The sequence below is a fragment of the Salegentibacter chungangensis genome (assembly GCF_042678405.1).
GTDB classification, from domain to species: domain Bacteria; phylum Bacteroidota; class Bacteroidia; order Flavobacteriales; family Flavobacteriaceae; genus Salegentibacter_A; species Salegentibacter_A chungangensis.
This window is the reverse complement of record NZ_JBHTLI010000003.1, coordinates 138,008-152,406: the sequence shown is the minus strand read 5'-3', so window position 1 is coordinate 152,406 and position 14,399 is coordinate 138,008. Positions and strand designations below refer to the sequence as shown.

17 protein-coding genes are annotated in these 14,399 nt (G+C 41.0%); 8 read left to right on the top strand and 9 right to left on the bottom strand.

The window, feature by feature from the left end; all coding sequences use genetic code 11:
- Positions 1–19 precede the first annotated feature (19 nt).
- The 6 genes from ACFQ3Q_RS13220 (at position 20) to ACFQ3Q_RS13195 (ending at position 5,395) form a co-directional block, all read left to right on the top strand.
- The gene (locus ACFQ3Q_RS13220; RefSeq protein WP_380746614.1) at positions 20–811 is read left to right on the top strand and encodes a hypothetical protein; all 792 of its coding nucleotides are present in this window, start codon (positions 20–22) and stop codon (positions 809–811) included.
- Between the two features lie 14 nt (positions 812–825).
- Positions 826–1,569, top strand: coding sequence for a carboxypeptidase-like regulatory domain-containing protein (locus ACFQ3Q_RS13215; RefSeq protein WP_380746612.1), 744 nt, complete (start codon positions 826–828; stop codon positions 1,567–1,569).
- Between the two features lie 29 nt (positions 1,570–1,598).
- On the top strand, positions 1,599–2,099 hold the full coding sequence (locus tag ACFQ3Q_RS13210) for a DUF6702 family protein (protein ID WP_380746610.1): 501 nt from the start codon (positions 1,599–1,601) through the stop codon (positions 2,097–2,099).
- A 65-nt stretch (positions 2,100–2,164) separates the two neighbouring features.
- Entirely contained in the window at positions 2,165–4,465 is a 2,301-nt protein-coding gene (locus tag ACFQ3Q_RS13205; RefSeq protein ID WP_380746608.1) for a M1 family metallopeptidase, read from the top strand.
- Between the two features lie 82 nt (positions 4,466–4,547).
- Entirely contained in the window at positions 4,548–4,829 is a 282-nt protein-coding gene (locus ACFQ3Q_RS13200; RefSeq protein ID WP_380746915.1) for a Sec-independent protein translocase subunit TatA/TatB, read from the top strand.
- Between the two features lie 8 nt (positions 4,830–4,837).
- Positions 4,838–5,395 carry a phosphatase PAP2 family protein gene (locus tag ACFQ3Q_RS13195; protein ID WP_380746606.1) on the top strand — a complete coding sequence of 186 codons (558 nt, stop codon included), beginning with the start codon at positions 4,838–4,840 and terminating at the stop codon, positions 5,393–5,395.
- A 3-nt stretch (positions 5,396–5,398) separates the two neighbouring features.
- Here ACFQ3Q_RS13195 and ACFQ3Q_RS13190 read toward each other — a convergent pair whose 3' ends face one another.
- A complete protein-coding gene (locus ACFQ3Q_RS13190) occupies positions 5,399–6,040 on the bottom strand; it encodes an O-methyltransferase (RefSeq protein ID WP_380746605.1) in 642 nt (213 codons plus the stop codon).
- Between the two features lie 97 nt (positions 6,041–6,137).
- Here ACFQ3Q_RS13190 and kynU point away from each other — a divergent pair, with 97 nt between their 5' ends.
- Together kynU and ACFQ3Q_RS13180 are read left to right on the top strand one after the other, a co-directional pair.
- Positions 6,138–7,427 carry a kynureninase gene (kynU, locus tag ACFQ3Q_RS13185; protein ID WP_380746603.1) on the top strand — a complete coding sequence of 430 codons (1,290 nt, stop codon included), beginning with the start codon at positions 6,138–6,140 and terminating at the stop codon, positions 7,425–7,427.
- Between the two features lie 16 nt (positions 7,428–7,443).
- Complete coding sequence (locus tag ACFQ3Q_RS13180; RefSeq protein WP_380746602.1) at positions 7,444–8,373, top strand: serine hydrolase; 930 nt, start codon at positions 7,444–7,446, stop codon at positions 8,371–8,373.
- Positions 8,374–8,421: 48 nt separating this feature from the next.
- On the opposite strand, the gene ACFQ3Q_RS13175 is transcribed toward ACFQ3Q_RS13180, so the two are convergent.
- From ACFQ3Q_RS13175 to ACFQ3Q_RS13140, 8 genes are all read right to left on the bottom strand, one after another.
- Positions 8,422–9,102: a hypothetical protein gene (locus tag ACFQ3Q_RS13175; RefSeq protein WP_380746600.1), complete on the bottom strand. Its 681-nt coding sequence runs from the start codon at positions 9,100–9,102 to the stop codon at positions 8,422–8,424.
- Between the two features lie 35 nt (positions 9,103–9,137).
- Positions 9,138–9,896, bottom strand: coding sequence for an SDR family oxidoreductase (locus ACFQ3Q_RS13170; RefSeq protein WP_380746598.1), 759 nt, complete (start codon positions 9,894–9,896; stop codon positions 9,138–9,140).
- An 85-nt stretch (positions 9,897–9,981) separates the two neighbouring features.
- Positions 9,982–10,137, bottom strand: a complete 156-nt coding sequence (locus ACFQ3Q_RS13165; RefSeq protein ID WP_380746596.1) for a lmo0937 family membrane protein — start codon at positions 10,135–10,137, stop codon at positions 9,982–9,984.
- Positions 10,138–10,215: 78 nt separating this feature from the next.
- Positions 10,216–10,374: a lmo0937 family membrane protein gene (locus ACFQ3Q_RS13160; RefSeq protein WP_380746594.1), complete on the bottom strand. Its 159-nt coding sequence runs from the start codon at positions 10,372–10,374 to the stop codon at positions 10,216–10,218.
- Positions 10,375–10,461: 87 nt separating this feature from the next.
- The gene (locus ACFQ3Q_RS13155; RefSeq protein ID WP_380746592.1) at positions 10,462–12,009 is read right to left on the bottom strand and encodes a cryptochrome/photolyase family protein; all 1,548 of its coding nucleotides are present in this window, start codon (positions 12,007–12,009) and stop codon (positions 10,462–10,464) included.
- The gene (locus ACFQ3Q_RS13150; RefSeq protein WP_380746590.1) at positions 12,006–12,668 is read right to left on the bottom strand and encodes a flavin reductase family protein; all 663 of its coding nucleotides are present in this window, start codon (positions 12,666–12,668) and stop codon (positions 12,006–12,008) included. Before ACFQ3Q_RS13150 ends, ACFQ3Q_RS13155 begins: the two co-directional genes overlap by 4 nt.
- A gap of 75 nt (positions 12,669–12,743) precedes the next feature.
- A complete protein-coding gene (locus ACFQ3Q_RS13145; RefSeq protein ID WP_380746588.1) occupies positions 12,744–12,989 on the bottom strand; it encodes a hypothetical protein in 246 nt (81 codons plus the stop codon).
- 104 nt (positions 12,990–13,093) lie between these two features.
- Positions 13,094–14,200, bottom strand: a complete 1,107-nt coding sequence (locus tag ACFQ3Q_RS13140) for an alkene reductase (RefSeq protein WP_380746586.1) — start codon at positions 14,198–14,200, stop codon at positions 13,094–13,096.
- Between the last annotated feature and the right edge of the window lie 199 nt (positions 14,201–14,399).

Genomic DNA, 14,399 nt, shown 5'->3' with positions numbered 1-14,399 from the left:
CTGCCTTTAATCACTTTGCATGAGAAAACTACTTGCTTTAATTCCGTTATTATTTACAGTTTTTACCGCACTCGGTCAGGAGAAAGAGCTCAGGGGGGAGATAAGAGGTGATAGTCTCCAGGCTCCTGTTCATATCATAAACCTTGAAAAAAAGACGGGAACTGTGAGTTCAGATTCCGGTGAATTCAATATTAAAGCTGATGAGGGGGATAGACTTTTATTTTCTTCGGTTCAGTTTAAAAAAACGGAGCTGGTTGTTACCGCCGAAATGATAGAAAATGGAATTCTGGAAGTCGAACTGGTTCCGGGGATCAATGAGCTGGATGAGGTGAGACTTCATAATTTAACTGGAAATCTTTCTGTGGATATTGGGGATATCGAGGTTGTCGAGAACCCCTTCCTGCGAATGAATTTGAGTCTGGGGCCAATTCCACCGGGTGAGAATGAAGTGAAAAATGACGCAGTGATTGCCAGTAAGGGGCAAATGGCTTCAGGAGGGAATATCCTGGGATTGGTGGGGATGATTACCGGAAATTCTAATTTCGGATCGCTTTCATCCGCGAAAAACAAAAATGTTTTCACCAAACGAGATGCGAATAAACTTCTTAGGTCTAGGTTCGATAATTCCTTTTTTGAGGATTATCTGAAGATCGAAGCGGTCTATATTAATGACTTTATTGATTATGCCTTTGAAAATGGGCTTACCCCAGGGCTTCTGGATAATGAAAAAGCGCTCGACCTTATTGCATTTCTGGAAGAACAAAGCAGGGAATTTCTTCAGGAACGGGAAAAAGAATCTAAGCCCTCCTGATAAACGGCCTGTTGATGTCCAGAAACCTTTTTTTCTTATTGGTCTTCTTTCCTTTCCTGATGTTCTCGCAGGAAGATACCTTGTTAAAAGGGAACATTATTACCTCGGAAAATGACAGTACCTTAATAAATGTTATCAATCTTACTAAAAGAACAGGCACGGTAAGCGCCTATGATGGCTATTTCGAGATCAGGGTAAGAGAAAATGACAGTCTTTTGTTCTCCTCGGTTCAATATGAAAACCTGAAAATAAAGGTCACTGCAGAGCTCATTGAGGAAAAATTTCTGGAAATCAATCTTAAGGAAGCCAATAATCGGCTTGATGAGGTGAGGATTAGCACTGATGGCCTTACCGGGAATCTGCAAAAGGATATAGCGAAGATTGAGGTTTATAAATCCAGGGTGCCTTTGTATACGCCGGGCCCCGATATAGTTACCAGGAAGATTTCGGCAATGAGCAATCCTATGGATCCGGTTGGTCTTTTGTATGGTGCGATAAGCGGGGAAAAGAAAAAACTTAAAAAAGCCAGGGGGAACATCAAAAGATCAAGCCTTGTAAACAGGGCTTATCATCTTTTGCGCCCGGAAATATTTACTGAAGTGCTAAAGCTTCAGAGAAATGAGGTAATGGACTTTCTGCATTTTTGTGTGGAAGATAAAAAGATGACAAAATTGGTAAGACAGCAACAAAAACTGGATTTACTTCAGTTTTTTAAAGAAAAATTGCCTCATTTTATCGAAATTCGGCGTTTGGACTGAAAATTGCAGTTACGGTTTAAAAATGCCCTATGAATAAGATCATTGTACTTCTCACTTGCTTTATGCTCTTCAGCTCTTTTAAGGCAAGTGATCATAAATATTACCTGAGCGTCACCGAAATAGAATACAAGTCTGACAAACAGGCACTTCAGATTATTTCCCGGGTATTTATTGATGATTTTGAAGAAGTGCTTCAGAAGCGCTATAACAAGGAGATTAAGCTTATAGCCAAAAATGAAGAGGGAAATGTAAGGCAGGCCATAGAGCGCTATCTGGCTAAAAAACTTCACATTAAGACTGATGGAAAGGAACTTCAGCTTAATTACCTGGGTAAAGAATATGAGAACGACCAGCTGGTGCTATATATTGAAGTCGAAAAGGTAGCCGCCTTTAAGGAAATAGAGGTGGAGAACCTTATTCTTACCGATCTGTTTGACGACCAGCAAAATGTAGTTCACGTAAAAGTGGAAGAGGAGTTAAAGAGCATGTTACTGGATAGGGATGCTCCAATGGAACGCTTAAATTATTAAGCTCTTAACAACGCTCTTAAAGAAAAATAATTATTTTTAGCAATCTTAAAATTTAAATTGAATACATGAAAACAGTTAGATTACTGTGTTCTATGTTTCTGATGTTGTTCATCGCCGGAGCTTATGCTCAGGAAAAACAGGATCAGTCGCAAAAGGCACACACAAACCAGAACAAATTCAGGCAACTTTATCAGGAATTTTCAACCCCAAATCAGTACAGAACTGCTTCCGGTGCTCCGGGGCCACAGTACTATCAGAACGAGGCCGATTATAAAATGGATATCGTTCTTGACGATAAGAATTCAAAATTAAGCGGGGAAGAAACAATTACTTATCATAACAACTCGCCAAGTGAACTGGAATACCTTTGGGTTCAGCTGGATCAGAACATTCGTAAGAAGGATGCTCCGGCTTTAGAAAAGAATCCAAGTAGTATGAATCCCGTAGCTTCACCGGGCCGTTTTGTGAAAGAATATATGGAGAAGCCTTTTGACGGTGGATTCAATATCGAAAAAGTTTCAAAAGACGGAAAAGCGCTGAACTATACCATCAACAACACAATGATGCGTATAGATATGGAGAAGCCTTTGAAGCCGGGTGAAAGCTATACCTTCGATATCAAATGGTGGTATAACATCAACAACCACGTTACTAACAGAGCGCGTTCGGGGTATGAGCTTTTTCCTGAAGACGGGAATAAAGCTTATGTGATCGCCCAGTTCTTCCCTAGAATGGCGGTTTATAATGACGTAGAGGGATGGCAAAATTACCAGTTCTGGGGTAACGGAGAGTTCGCACTTCCTTTCGGGGATTATGAAGTGAACATTACCGTGCCTGCAGACCACGTGATGGAGGCCACCGGTGAACTTCAGAACAGAAAAGAAGTTTACACTAAAGAAATGATGAAACGTTACGAACAGGCTAAGAAGTCTTTTGATAAGCCGGTGATGATCGTAACTCAGGATGAAGCCGAAAAAGCTGAGAAAGGATTTTCAGATAAGACAAAAACCTGGACCTATAAGGCCGATATGGTTAGGGACTTCGCTTTCTCTACTTCAAGAAAATTCATTCTTGATATGATGAATACCGATGTGATGGGTAAAGAAGTGATGGCGGTTTCCCTGTATCCTAAAGAAGGTAATCCTTTATGGGAACAATGGTCAACCCGTGCTGTTGCCAGTACATTAAAGAGCTATTCAGACCATACCTTTCAATACCCTTACCACAAGGCAGTATCGGTTCACGCTAAGAACCAGGGGATGGAATATCCAATGATCTGCTGGAACTATGGGCGTCCCGATGAAGACGGAAACTACAGTGATCGCGTAAAATTCGGGATGATAAGCGTTATTATTCACGAGGTTGGTCACAACTATTTCCCAATGATCGTAAACAGTGATGAGCGCCAGTGGGGATGGATGGACGAAGGAATCAATACCTTCACCCAATACCTTGCCGAGCAGGAATTCGGAAAGCAATATCCTGATGCAATTGCACCACTAGACCAATACCCTTCAAGAAGAGGAATTCCTTCTAAGATTGTTCCTTATATGAAGGGGGACCAGAATTTTATTGCGCCTATTATGTCTAACCCGGAACAGGTTCACCAGCTAGGAAATAATGCTTATGGAAAACCGGCTACCGCTCTGAACATTTTAAGAGAGACTGTGATGGGACACGATCTCTTTGATCACGCATTTGCTACCTATTCTCAAAGATGGATGTTTAAACACCCAACTCCTGAAGATTTCTTCAGAACTATGGAAGATGCTTCGGGTATAGACCTGGACTGGTTCTGGAGAGGATGGTTCTATAGCACAGGAAATGTGGATATTGGTGTAAAAGAGGTTAAGAAATTCTACCTTACCGATGAAGTAACCGAAGAAGGTTCCGAATTCCTTAAACGCTACGGGGTTTCAAATCCTGATGAAATAGACGGAATCTATGTGGTGGAAGAAGGAAGCGAAGAATATTCTGAAGATATGAAGGGAAAACCTGCGTCTGAAAGCGTCTCAACACTTAATGAATATCTTATGGATAACTTTAGTGCTGAAGAACGTGCAGCTCTTAAGGATCCTAAATACTTCTACCAGGTGACTTTTGAGAAGCCGGGAGATCTGGTAATGCCGTTAATTGTTGAGTATACTTATGCAGACGGAACTTCAGAGAAAGTAACTTACCCGGTACAGGTATGGAGAAAGAATGACGATTCAGTGACCAAAGCCCTTGCTACAGATAAGGAAATCACAAAGATCGTAGTAGACCCACAGTTGGAAACTGCAGATGTAAATATGGAGAACAACAGCTGGCCTAAGAGCGAAAACAAAGATAAATTTGAAGAGTTCAAAGAAGGCACAGATAAATAAGATTTGATTAAAAATAATTTAAGCCGACTTTAACGAGTCGGCTTTTTTTATGCCTAAATTTGTGGCTATATTTGTTGAAGTTATGGTGACTATTCCATTGTTTATTAGTGGTGCCGAGATCGCTTTTATTTTATTCATATTAGTGATGGTCTTTGGTGCAGATAAGATTCCGGAAATTGCCCGAGGATTGGGTAAGGGGATGCGTACGCTTAGAAACGCCTCCAACGATATTAAGAGTGAAATTCAGAAAAGTGCCGAGAAACAAGGTATAGATACAGATTTCACCAACGATATTAAAGGAGAAGTAGATAAGGTGAAGGAAGATATTGATGAAATAACAGGCTCTGTGAAGCGCAGGCTATAAGTTGAGCTATGTGGGATCAGATACGCGAATGGGATAGAGAACTGTTTGTTTTCCTCAACGGACTTGGGATAGAGTCTTACGACCAGTTCTGGATATTTGTGACCAATCCGCGACATTGGATCCCGCTATACATCGCTTTGTTTATAATTTACTTTACTGCCTATCACTGGAAAAAGGCTCTCTTTACAGGATTATTCCTGCTTGCAGCTTTCTTTACAACTTACGGCCTCACGAACGCGGTCAAGAACCTGGCCACACGCTTAAGGCCTAATAATAATCCCGACCTTTCTGATCTTATTCGTATTCTGGATGAGCCTTCCAATTATAGTTTCTTTTCGGGGCACGCCTCCTCTTCTTTTGTGGTTACCACATTTGTGGTGCTTAGTTTAAGAGAAAAATACCGATGGATCTATATAATGTACCTCTGGCCCATACTCTTTGTGATGAGCCGTATTTATGTTGGGGTACATTACCCGGGAGATATCCTGGTAGGTACACTGGTCGGTGTTCTTATTGCCTATATCTTCTTCAGGTTGTACGAACGAACAGGAAAAAGATTTATCTGATCTTTATTTTACCCTGCTTAGCGTGAGTCCGTCGCGAATTGGGAGAATTACGGTTTCCAGGCGCTCATCGGTATTCAAAAGTTTATTATAGTGCAGTAAAGCTTTGGTAGATTCATCATCTTCCTTCACTTTTTCAACAACCTTACCACTCCAGAGAACGTTATCGGAAAGTATGATTCCGCCGGGATTCATTTTATCTATAATAAGTTCAAAATAGGCTGGGTAATTAGGCTTATCGGCATCAATAAATGCCAGGTCGAATTTCGATTTTATCTGGGGGATGATCTGAAGTGCGTCCCCAAGGTACTGCTTTATCTGCCCTTTATATTCTGAAGCCTCAAAATATTTCTTCTGAAAATCAAATAATTCTTCATTTACATCTATTGTATGAAGCTCACCGCCCTTCACAAGACCTTCGGCAAGACATAAAGCCGAATAGCCTGTATATGTCCCGATCTCCAGAACAGACTTAGGCGATTTCATCTTAGATAGCAAACTCAGGACTCTGCCCTGGTAATGGCCGCTAAGCATCCTTGGCTGAAGCACTTTCTGGTTGGTCTCCCTGTTGAGCTTGGCCAGTAATTCCGGTTCTTTTGCCGAGTGTTCAATTATATAATCATCTATTGCTTCAGGTAAGAAATGCATATCTGGTTTTTAAGCAAATTTATGAAATTCCGGTCTTTCCAGACGAAATTATAAAAGTTGCCAGTAAATTGTATTTTTACGGAAATATCTGAAAAATATGCAATTTGAGAATACCAGGGAATTTGCGCAACAGCTGGATGCGCAGGATCCTTTGTCTGAATATAGAGATGAATTTATTTTTCCTCGCGTGAATGGAAAAGAAGTGATCTATTTTACCGGAAATTCCTTAGGCCTTCAGCCCAAATCTGCTCAAAAATATGTGGATGAGGTAATGAAAGACTGGGCAGAACTGGCTGTGGAAGGGCATTTTTATGCCGATAAACCCTGGTGGGATTATCACGAAAGGTTCTCAGGGAAGCTTGCGAAGATCGTTGGGGCGAAAGCTGAAGAAGTAACCGTGATGAATACTCTTACCGTTAATCTTCACCTGTTAATGGTCTCATTTTACAGGCCTACGGCAAAACGTTTTAAGATTATATGCGAAGAAAAGGCCTTCCCCAGCGATCAGTATATGATCTCCAGCCAGGTGCGTTTTCACGGTCTTGAGCCCGATGAAGCTATAGTAGAGCTTAAAAAGAGGGAAGGGGAACATCACTTCAGAACAGAGGATATTCTTGCCAAAATTGAAGAAGTTGGGGAAGAATGTGCACTCGTGCTTATTGGCGGAGTTAATTATTATACCGGTCAGGTGCTGGATATGAAGACCATTACTGAAGCCGGACATCAGGCCGGTGCTTTTGTAGGCTGGGACCTTGCTCATGCCGCGGGTAATATTGAGCTGAAACTGAGCGAATGGAATGTGGACTTTGCTGCCTGGTGCAGTTATAAATATATGAACAGTGGCCCGGGAAATGCTTCGGGATGTTTTATTAATAAAAAATATCACGGGCGTAAAGATATACCGAGATTTGAAGGCTGGTGGGGACATAACAAAGATCGCCGATTCCTTATGGAACCGGAGTTTCAGCCGGAACCAACAGCTCACGCCTGGCAGATAAGCAATGCTCCTATTCTTGCCCTGGCGCCTTACCTGGCTTCTTTAGAGATGTTTGATAAAGTAGGAATGCCGGCACTTATTGAGAAAAGAAATAAGATTGTGGCTTATCTTGAGTATGTGCTTCACGAGATAGATAAGGATGTGGAGAGTTCTTTTGAGATCATTACTCCTTCAAGTCAGAAAGAACGGGGAACTCAGCTTTCTGTATTTCTCCACGGAGAAGGCCGGGGACTTTTTAATTTTCTTATGGACAAGGGGGTGATTACCGACTGGAGGGAGCCAAATGTGATCAGGCTTGCACCTGCACCTTTCTACTGTTCCTTTGAAGATATGTACAATTTCGGACAGATCCTTAAGGAGGGGATCTTAAAGAAACAGGTTCAGGGTTAAATTCAATATGACTGTTATGAAGTTCGGGCTTTTCTTAGTTTTATTGCTGTCTTTCGTTTCATTTATGAGTGCTCAGAGACCGGAAATCGATGAAAAGCTCGAGCAAGATTTAAGCAGTATAATTGAAGGTTTTAACGGAGATGCCGGTGTTTATGTTTATAACCTGAAGACCGGTAAGGAAGCTGCAATAAATGCAGATACAATTTTCCCGACTGCAAGCATCGTAAAAGTACCGATACTTATAGGTGTTTTCGATAAAATTGATAAAGGCCAGCTTTACCTTACAGATTCATTGCTTTACAATAAAGAGCGTGCCTATGGAGGATCTGGGCTTATGCAGTTTTACAGAGACAGCACTCAAACCGATTTGCGGACCCTTTCGGCACTAATGATCACTTTTAGTGATAATACAACTTCCCTTTGGAATCAGGAACTTGCAGGTGGGGGAGAAGAGATTAACCGGTTGATGGAGGAACTTGGGCTGCGGTACACCAGAGTTAATTCCAGAACTGAAGGCCGGAAGAAGGATTGGGAAGAATATGGCTGGGGACAGACCACTCCCAGGGAAATGGCTTCTTTACTGGTGAAGATGAGAAAAAGGGAGCTCATAAGTCCTGCATCTAGTGACGAAATGTACAGAATGATGAGCAATTCGTTTTATACAGATTACGCGCTTTCACAAATTCCTCCCTATGTTCAGACTGCGGCAAAACAAGGGATGGTAAATGATTCCCGTTCAGAGCTTGTGATGGTTAACGCACCTAATGGAGATTATGTGTTCTATATTGCTACTAAAAATAACAAAGATCAATCCTGGAATTATGATAATGAAGCCTGGCAGCTTCAACGCAGGATTTCAGCGTTTCTCTGGAACTATTTTGAACCGCAATCTGATTGGAGTCCTGCTGAAAAAGCAAAGGAGATACTGGGGAATATAAAATATTAGAACAGCAAATCGGGTCATTTGACCCGATTTGCTGTTTTTCAGAAGCATTTACTTCACTTTGATGTTGGTGAAGAAGATCTCTACATTCCCATCTTCAGATTTATGGGATTGGGCAATTTTTATTCCTTTGTACTCTTTATAATCTTCCCAGGTATAAGGTGATTTTCTTTTTCCGTCAGCAGAATTATAGACCCATTCTCTTATCATCATCTCCTCGTCATAATAAATCTCATAACTATCTCCGGGGGTGTAACCTCCCTGAGGATAAGAAACAATTATCCTGTTCATTTCCCGTTTGCTGATAGGGGCCTGGGTTTTGGACTCTTTTGAGATCTTAGCGTCAGACCAGACCATTTGAAAAGGGAAAAACAGCCAGTAGGAATCGTTGATGAATTTGTGATCCATCTCTTTTTCCTTCTCGCTAAGCTCGCCGTCCTTTTTATATATCTGGCTTATGTCGCCCTGGGTAAGCCTAATTTCGCCTGATTTTGGGTGCCAGGTCCAATTTCTTTTAGACCTGATAGAATCGCCAACTTTTACATTAAAAGTGAACTGAAGTTGCTCCACATCCTTAAATGCATTCAGGCCATTAGCCTTGGCTATCTTTTGCTGAATTTCAGATTGTTCTTTCTGAGATTCAGGTGTTTTAATTTCTGCAACAGATTTATTGTTGTTTTTACAGGAGAAAGAGAATAGGACGATTAGCCCCAGGAATAGTGATTTTTTCATTGGTTGGATTTTAATTCAATATACAAAAAGCTGCTCTAAAGAGCATTTATGCTCATTCCGCCATCAACCACAATATTTTGTCCCGTGATATAGGAAGACTTTTCCATCGCCAGGAAGGCTATTACCGAAGCCATTTCTTTGGCTTCCGCAACTCGCTTCATAGGCGTTCTTCTTAGTATGGCCTCCAACTTTTCGGGCTGATCTAGATAGCCATCGGTAAGCGGGGTTTTTGTGAACCAGGGAGAAACGGCATTTACTCTTATGTCTTCTTCTGCCCATTCGGAAGCAAGGCTCCTGGTTTGCTGAAGCAAACCGGCTTTAGACATAGCATACGGAACTCCCGTCCCTACATCCTGCATAGCCGCCGAAGATGCTACATTAATGATGCTGGCAGATCCTGAAGCTGCCAGCCAGGGATTCATTTTTCTGGATAGCTCGAAGGGAGCTATCAAATTGACCTCGGTAACTTTCCGGAATTCGGCCTCGGTATAGGACCTGGCAGGTTTCCTGATGTTAGTCCCGGCATTATTCACAAGAATATTCAGTTTTTTCCAGTTGCCTTCAATGAAACTGTTTATTTTGTTTCGGTCTTCAGGTTTGGTCACATCGGCAACCAATCCGGATACCTTGTATTTTTTTGCCTTTAATTCTTTTTCTAAAGCCCTGACCTCTGTTTCGTCACGGGCCGTAAAAAGAACTTCAGCCCCTAATTCGAGAAACTCCATTACCGTTGCTTTCCCAATTCCTTTTGTACCACCGGTAATAAGGGCATATTTATTTTTCAGGTTCCACATATCTTTCAACTTTCTGCGATTAGATAATTTAAATTAAAAAACCCTTTGATCTTTCAAAGGGTTATTAATATTTTCTCTGTCAGACTTATAATCTGCGGCCTGTTAGTAGCTTGTACAGAATAAGAATTACTGCAAGTACGATCAGGATGTGGATAATACTGCCCAAATCTGGAAAGGCAAAGTATCCTACAAGCCATCCTATAATCAGTAATACTACAATAAGCCAAAGTAAATCTCTCATATCGGTTAGTTTTAGTTGCAACAATGTTGCTGGTTAATTGGTTTTAAGTTAGTTATTTTTAATTTTCACTGAGCCTGATTAAAGTCTTCTTCCGGTTGCCAGGCGGTAAATGATTCCTATAATGGCAAGTACCAGTAAAATATGGATTAGGTTTCCTACGGCATCTCCAAAACCGAAGTAGCCTATTAACCATAAGATGATTAAGATCACTACAATAAGCCAAATTAGGCCCCTCATTTTGTTTGATTTGGTTGGTTCTACATACTAATTTATGGAATAGCTTACTGTAGCTGAAGTTTTTAACTAGTGTTTAACTTATCGAATTTAGAAACGCTCCGGATTTTTAATGACTTTCTGCGCCCTGTTTTTGAGTTCTTTCAGTTCCTTTGCTGACTTCTTTTCCAAAAGGCTCATCATCATACCCATTCTGTTATTATCTTTAAGAAACTCCTTCTTTTCATCCAGGAAATTCCAGTAAAGACTGTTGAAAGGGCAGGCATCCTCCTCGGTTTTCTTATTGACATTATAATGGCAGTCTTTGCAGTAATTGCTCATCTTGTTAATATAACTGCCACTGGAAATATAGGGTTTGGTTGCCACGAGGCCGCCATCGGCAAACTGGCTCATCCCACGGGTATTGGTGATCTCTGCCCATTCTATGGCATCCATATAGACACCGAGATACCACGTGTCAACATAATCGGGATGAGTGTTGGTGAGAAGTGCAAAATTGCCTGTGATCATTAGCCGCTGTATATGATGGGCATAAGCGGTTTCCAGACTCTGTTTTATGGAGTGATGAAGACAGTTCATTTTAGTATCGCCATTCCAGTAAAATTCAGGCAGTTTGTTTTGGTTTCTAAGGCGATTGCTTCTACGGTAACCGGGCATTTCTCTCCAGTAAATTCCGCGCATATATTCCCTCCAGCCAAGAATTTGCCTGATAAAACCCTCTGCCTGTGAAATGTCGATATGCTCTTTATTTAAACGCCAGTGCTCGGTAACTTTTTCTATCACCTCCAGGGGGTGAAGCATTTTGGTGTTTAGTGCAAAAGATAATCTTGAATGAAAGAGGTAAGCTTGTTCGGTATGCATAGCATCCTGAAAATCCCCGAAATGAACAAGCAGGTTCTCGCAGAAATAATTTAAAACAGAAAGGGCATCCTGTCTGCTTTCAGGCCAGTTGAAATTTTGGGCCTCTATACTCCCCATACTTTCTATGCCGGCTTTTTCGATTTCTTCCAGGAGCTTAGATGCATCCTTTCTAAACCCACGCTCGTGAGGAATTTCGGGTTTTCCTTTCCATTTTTTTCGGTTCGATTTGTCAAAATTCCATTTCCCGCCCTCAGGATCTTTGTCGTTTAACATAAGTATGTTGTATTTCTTCCTCATGTAGCGGTAGAAATATTCCATAGTAAGCTGATTTTTTCCTTGGTAGAAGTCTTCAAGCTCTTTTCTGCTGGTCAGGAAATGTTCCGTAGTAGAGGCTTCCGTCCCAATTTTGAGCTTTTTGCAAAAATCCTTTAGTTGTTGGTCAAGCCGGTATTCATCCGGCAGTTGATATTCGAACTTTTCAAAGTTGTTCTCTTTTAATAGCGCGGAAAGGTTTTCATCTAAACTTTGAAGATTGTTCTTATCGTTTATTTTGAGGTAAATTACTTTATGTTCCCTTTCTTTAAGATGGGTTGCGAAATGTCTCATCGCTTTGAAAAATCCGACGATTTTCTGAATATGATGCTTCACATAATCGGTCTCCTGGCGCATCTCCATTAACACATAAGTGATATTGCTGTGAGTTGTTTTGAACCAACTGTGGTTATAATTGAGTTGATCTCCAAGAATGAGCCTTAAGGTTTTGGGAGAATTACTCATTCAGATTGACCGGAGCTTTTCTTTTTAAAGAATGACTTTATTTCCTGACCTGGTCGGGCATAGTGAAACCTGTCCAGCAGGCTTGGCAGGGCGTATCCGTCAAGCCCGTCTATGGCCACTGTTCCGGCATCATCTAGCCTCAACCACCCGTCGGGGGCCTGGATGCCTTCATCAAAATAAATATGTTCTATGGCTGCAACAACAAGTATTGTGTTATTCTCTTTAATATGATATTCATTAAGGTATTTACAGCCTAATTTAACCGTAGACTGCTTCACATAAGGAGCATAAAAACCATCCAGATATTCTTCTTCCAGCCCGGTCTTTTTAAACTCTGAAACATCCTCTTTATATTTGGCGGCCGTCTGGTGTGCACTTTCTATCATATTTTCCTGAATATGATTTACAGTGAAGTACTTATGTTCTGCTATATTTTTATAAGTGTTGCGAGGTACGCTTGTAGGTCGTGTTACAAAGCCTAAAAGAGCAGGGTCACTGCCAAGGTGAGTAACCGAACTGAAGACCGCCACATTAACGCCGAAGGCCTCAGATTTAGTGGCGATGAGGTTTGCCGATTTATAGCCGGTACAGCTGTTAATGAGGTTGAGCCTAAACAGCTTTTCCATTTTACCTATCTCTTCGGAAGAATAATGTTTCATAAAAAAAGGCCAGTTTTTTAAACTGACCTCAATTTAGAGATTGCTTATTTAAAAGCCTGTTAACAGATTTTTAAATTAATCCTGATTTTCAAGTTTATTTATAGACATTTCGTAATCTTCCATTGCTTCCCTGATAGCGTCAATATTATCTGAAGCTTTTTGATGGGCATCCTCCATTATTTTTTCAAGATCCTTGTCCGGATGCTGAAATAAATCTGTGATCACATGATTGATCTTGTCAATAATACTTTCCTGAGTGTTTTTAATGTCCTCCAGTCTGTTAAGCACAGATCTCATGTGGTCAAGTTTTGCCTGATCCATATCTTTATAAATTTTGGTTCATTTAAATTTAAATTATTCCGGATAAATGCCTGTCTTACTTAACCTTCTTTTAGGCTTTTTTAAAATAAAATTAGCAGAAAAGCTTAAGCTTGCTCTTCCTCGTAAGTGGGATAGTCTGTATATCCCTTGCTGCCCGAAGTGTAAAAAGTATCCTGATCCCACTCTGCCAGAGGGAGATTTTTTTCAAACCTCTCTACAAGATCGGGATTGGATACGTACAGCTTTCCAAAGGATACAAGATCGGCATCTCCGTCTTCAATTACCTTATTCCCGGATTCCTGATCGAATTCTGAGTTGATCATCAGGTTACCCTTATAAATAGGGCGATAATGTTTTGCAATATTCGGCTCCAGGAAATCCACTTCACTTACATCGGTAAAAGGTTCCGAAAAGTGAACATAGGCCAAGTCATAAGCGTTCAGCTTTTTTACGATATAATCGAATGTAGGAATGGTCTCCGGGGTGGCAGTAATCCCGAAGGCATTATGTAACGAAGGATTTAGTCTGACTCCAATACGATTTTCCGGCCAGACCTCAGAAATAGCTTCAATCACTTCAAAGAAAAACCTTGCTCTGTTCTGAATGCTTCCCCCGTATTCATCGGTTCTTATGTTTGCGTTCTCATTAAAGAACTGGTGAATCAGGTACCCGTTGGACGAATGGATCTCGACCCCATCAAAACCTGCTTCCTTGGCGTTTTGGGCTGCATGACGAAATTCCTGAACGGTTTTTTTGATATCTGAAAGTTCCATTGCCTTGGGCTCTACGGTATCTTCAAAACCATCAGGCGTAAAGGTTTTTGTATTTGGGTTTACGGCACTTGGGGCAAGGGGCTTTTCTCCTTTATGAAACTTTGGATGCGAAATACGTCCGCAATGCCATAACTGAAGGAAGATCTTACCTTCCTTATTATGGACAGCTTCAGTAACTTTTGTCCAGGCCTTCACCTGCACATCGGTATGGATACCCGGGGTGTTAATATAGCCAACAGCCCGTTCAGAGACCTGGCTGCCTTCAGTTACTATTAGCCCGGCACTGGCTCTCTGCGTATAATATTTTACGTGTATGTCTGTTGGTGCATTGTCTTTGTTATCAGCCCGGTTACGCGTCATAGGTGCCATAACCACACGGTTTTTTAAATTAAGGTCTCCCATTGTAAACGGCTGTAATAGAGGTTGGTCTTTCTGCATAATCTTTTTATGTGAGGATTATTGTAAATAAAGTTACGTTTTGAGTATTTCAAAGCCTGTTAAACAAATGATAAATGCCGGGGTATTTTTGAAAAACAAGATCTTGCAAGGCATTTATGGAATTTTGAAGAAGGAGGGGAGGGATAAAGTGTTGGGAAATGAGTATTTTCGCTACGTAATTGGTCTTTGCTCTAAACTG

Bases quoted from the DNA above. Each gene is read 5' to 3' on its own strand.
- ACFQ3Q_RS13215 (WP_380746612.1), top strand. From the start codon at position 826: ATGTCCAGAAACCTTTTTTTCTTATTGGTCTTCTTTCCTTTCCTGATG.
- ACFQ3Q_RS13195 (WP_380746606.1), top strand. From the start codon at position 4,838: ATGTGGGATCAGATACGCGAATGGGATAGAGAACTGTTTGTTTTCCTC.
- ACFQ3Q_RS13140 (WP_380746586.1), bottom strand. From the start codon at position 14,200: ATGCAGAAAGACCAACCTCTATTACAGCCGTTTACAATGGGAGACCTT.
- kynU (WP_380746603.1), top strand. From the start codon at position 6,138: ATGCAATTTGAGAATACCAGGGAATTTGCGCAACAGCTGGATGCGCAG.
- ACFQ3Q_RS13205 (WP_380746608.1), top strand. From the start codon at position 2,165: ATGAAAACAGTTAGATTACTGTGTTCTATGTTTCTGATGTTGTTCATC.
- ACFQ3Q_RS13145 (WP_380746588.1), bottom strand. From the start codon at position 12,989: ATGGATCAGGCAAAACTTGACCACATGAGATCTGTGCTTAACAGACTG.
- ACFQ3Q_RS13175 (WP_380746600.1), bottom strand. From the start codon at position 9,102: ATGAAAAAATCACTATTCCTGGGGCTAATCGTCCTATTCTCTTTCTCC.
- ACFQ3Q_RS13165 (WP_380746596.1), bottom strand. From the start codon at position 10,137: ATGAGAGATTTACTTTGGCTTATTGTAGTATTACTGATTATAGGATGG.
- ACFQ3Q_RS13170 (WP_380746598.1), bottom strand. From the start codon at position 9,896: ATGTGGAACCTGAAAAATAAATATGCCCTTATTACCGGTGGTACAAAA.
- ACFQ3Q_RS13220 (WP_380746614.1), top strand. From the start codon at position 20: ATGAGAAAACTACTTGCTTTAATTCCGTTATTATTTACAGTTTTTACC.
- ACFQ3Q_RS13155 (WP_380746592.1), bottom strand. From the start codon at position 12,009: ATGAGTAATTCTCCCAAAACCTTAAGGCTCATTCTTGGAGATCAACTC.
- ACFQ3Q_RS13190 (WP_380746605.1), bottom strand. From the start codon at position 6,040: ATGCATTTCTTACCTGAAGCAATAGATGATTATATAATTGAACACTCG.
- ACFQ3Q_RS13210 (WP_380746610.1), top strand. From the start codon at position 1,599: ATGAATAAGATCATTGTACTTCTCACTTGCTTTATGCTCTTCAGCTCT.
- ACFQ3Q_RS13180 (WP_380746602.1), top strand. From the start codon at position 7,444: ATGAAGTTCGGGCTTTTCTTAGTTTTATTGCTGTCTTTCGTTTCATTT.
- ACFQ3Q_RS13150 (WP_380746590.1), bottom strand. From the start codon at position 12,668: ATGAAACATTATTCTTCCGAAGAGATAGGTAAAATGGAAAAGCTGTTT.
- ACFQ3Q_RS13160 (WP_380746594.1), bottom strand. From the start codon at position 10,374: ATGAGGGGCCTAATTTGGCTTATTGTAGTGATCTTAATCATCTTATGG.
- ACFQ3Q_RS13200 (WP_380746915.1), top strand. From the start codon at position 4,548: ATGGTGACTATTCCATTGTTTATTAGTGGTGCCGAGATCGCTTTTATT.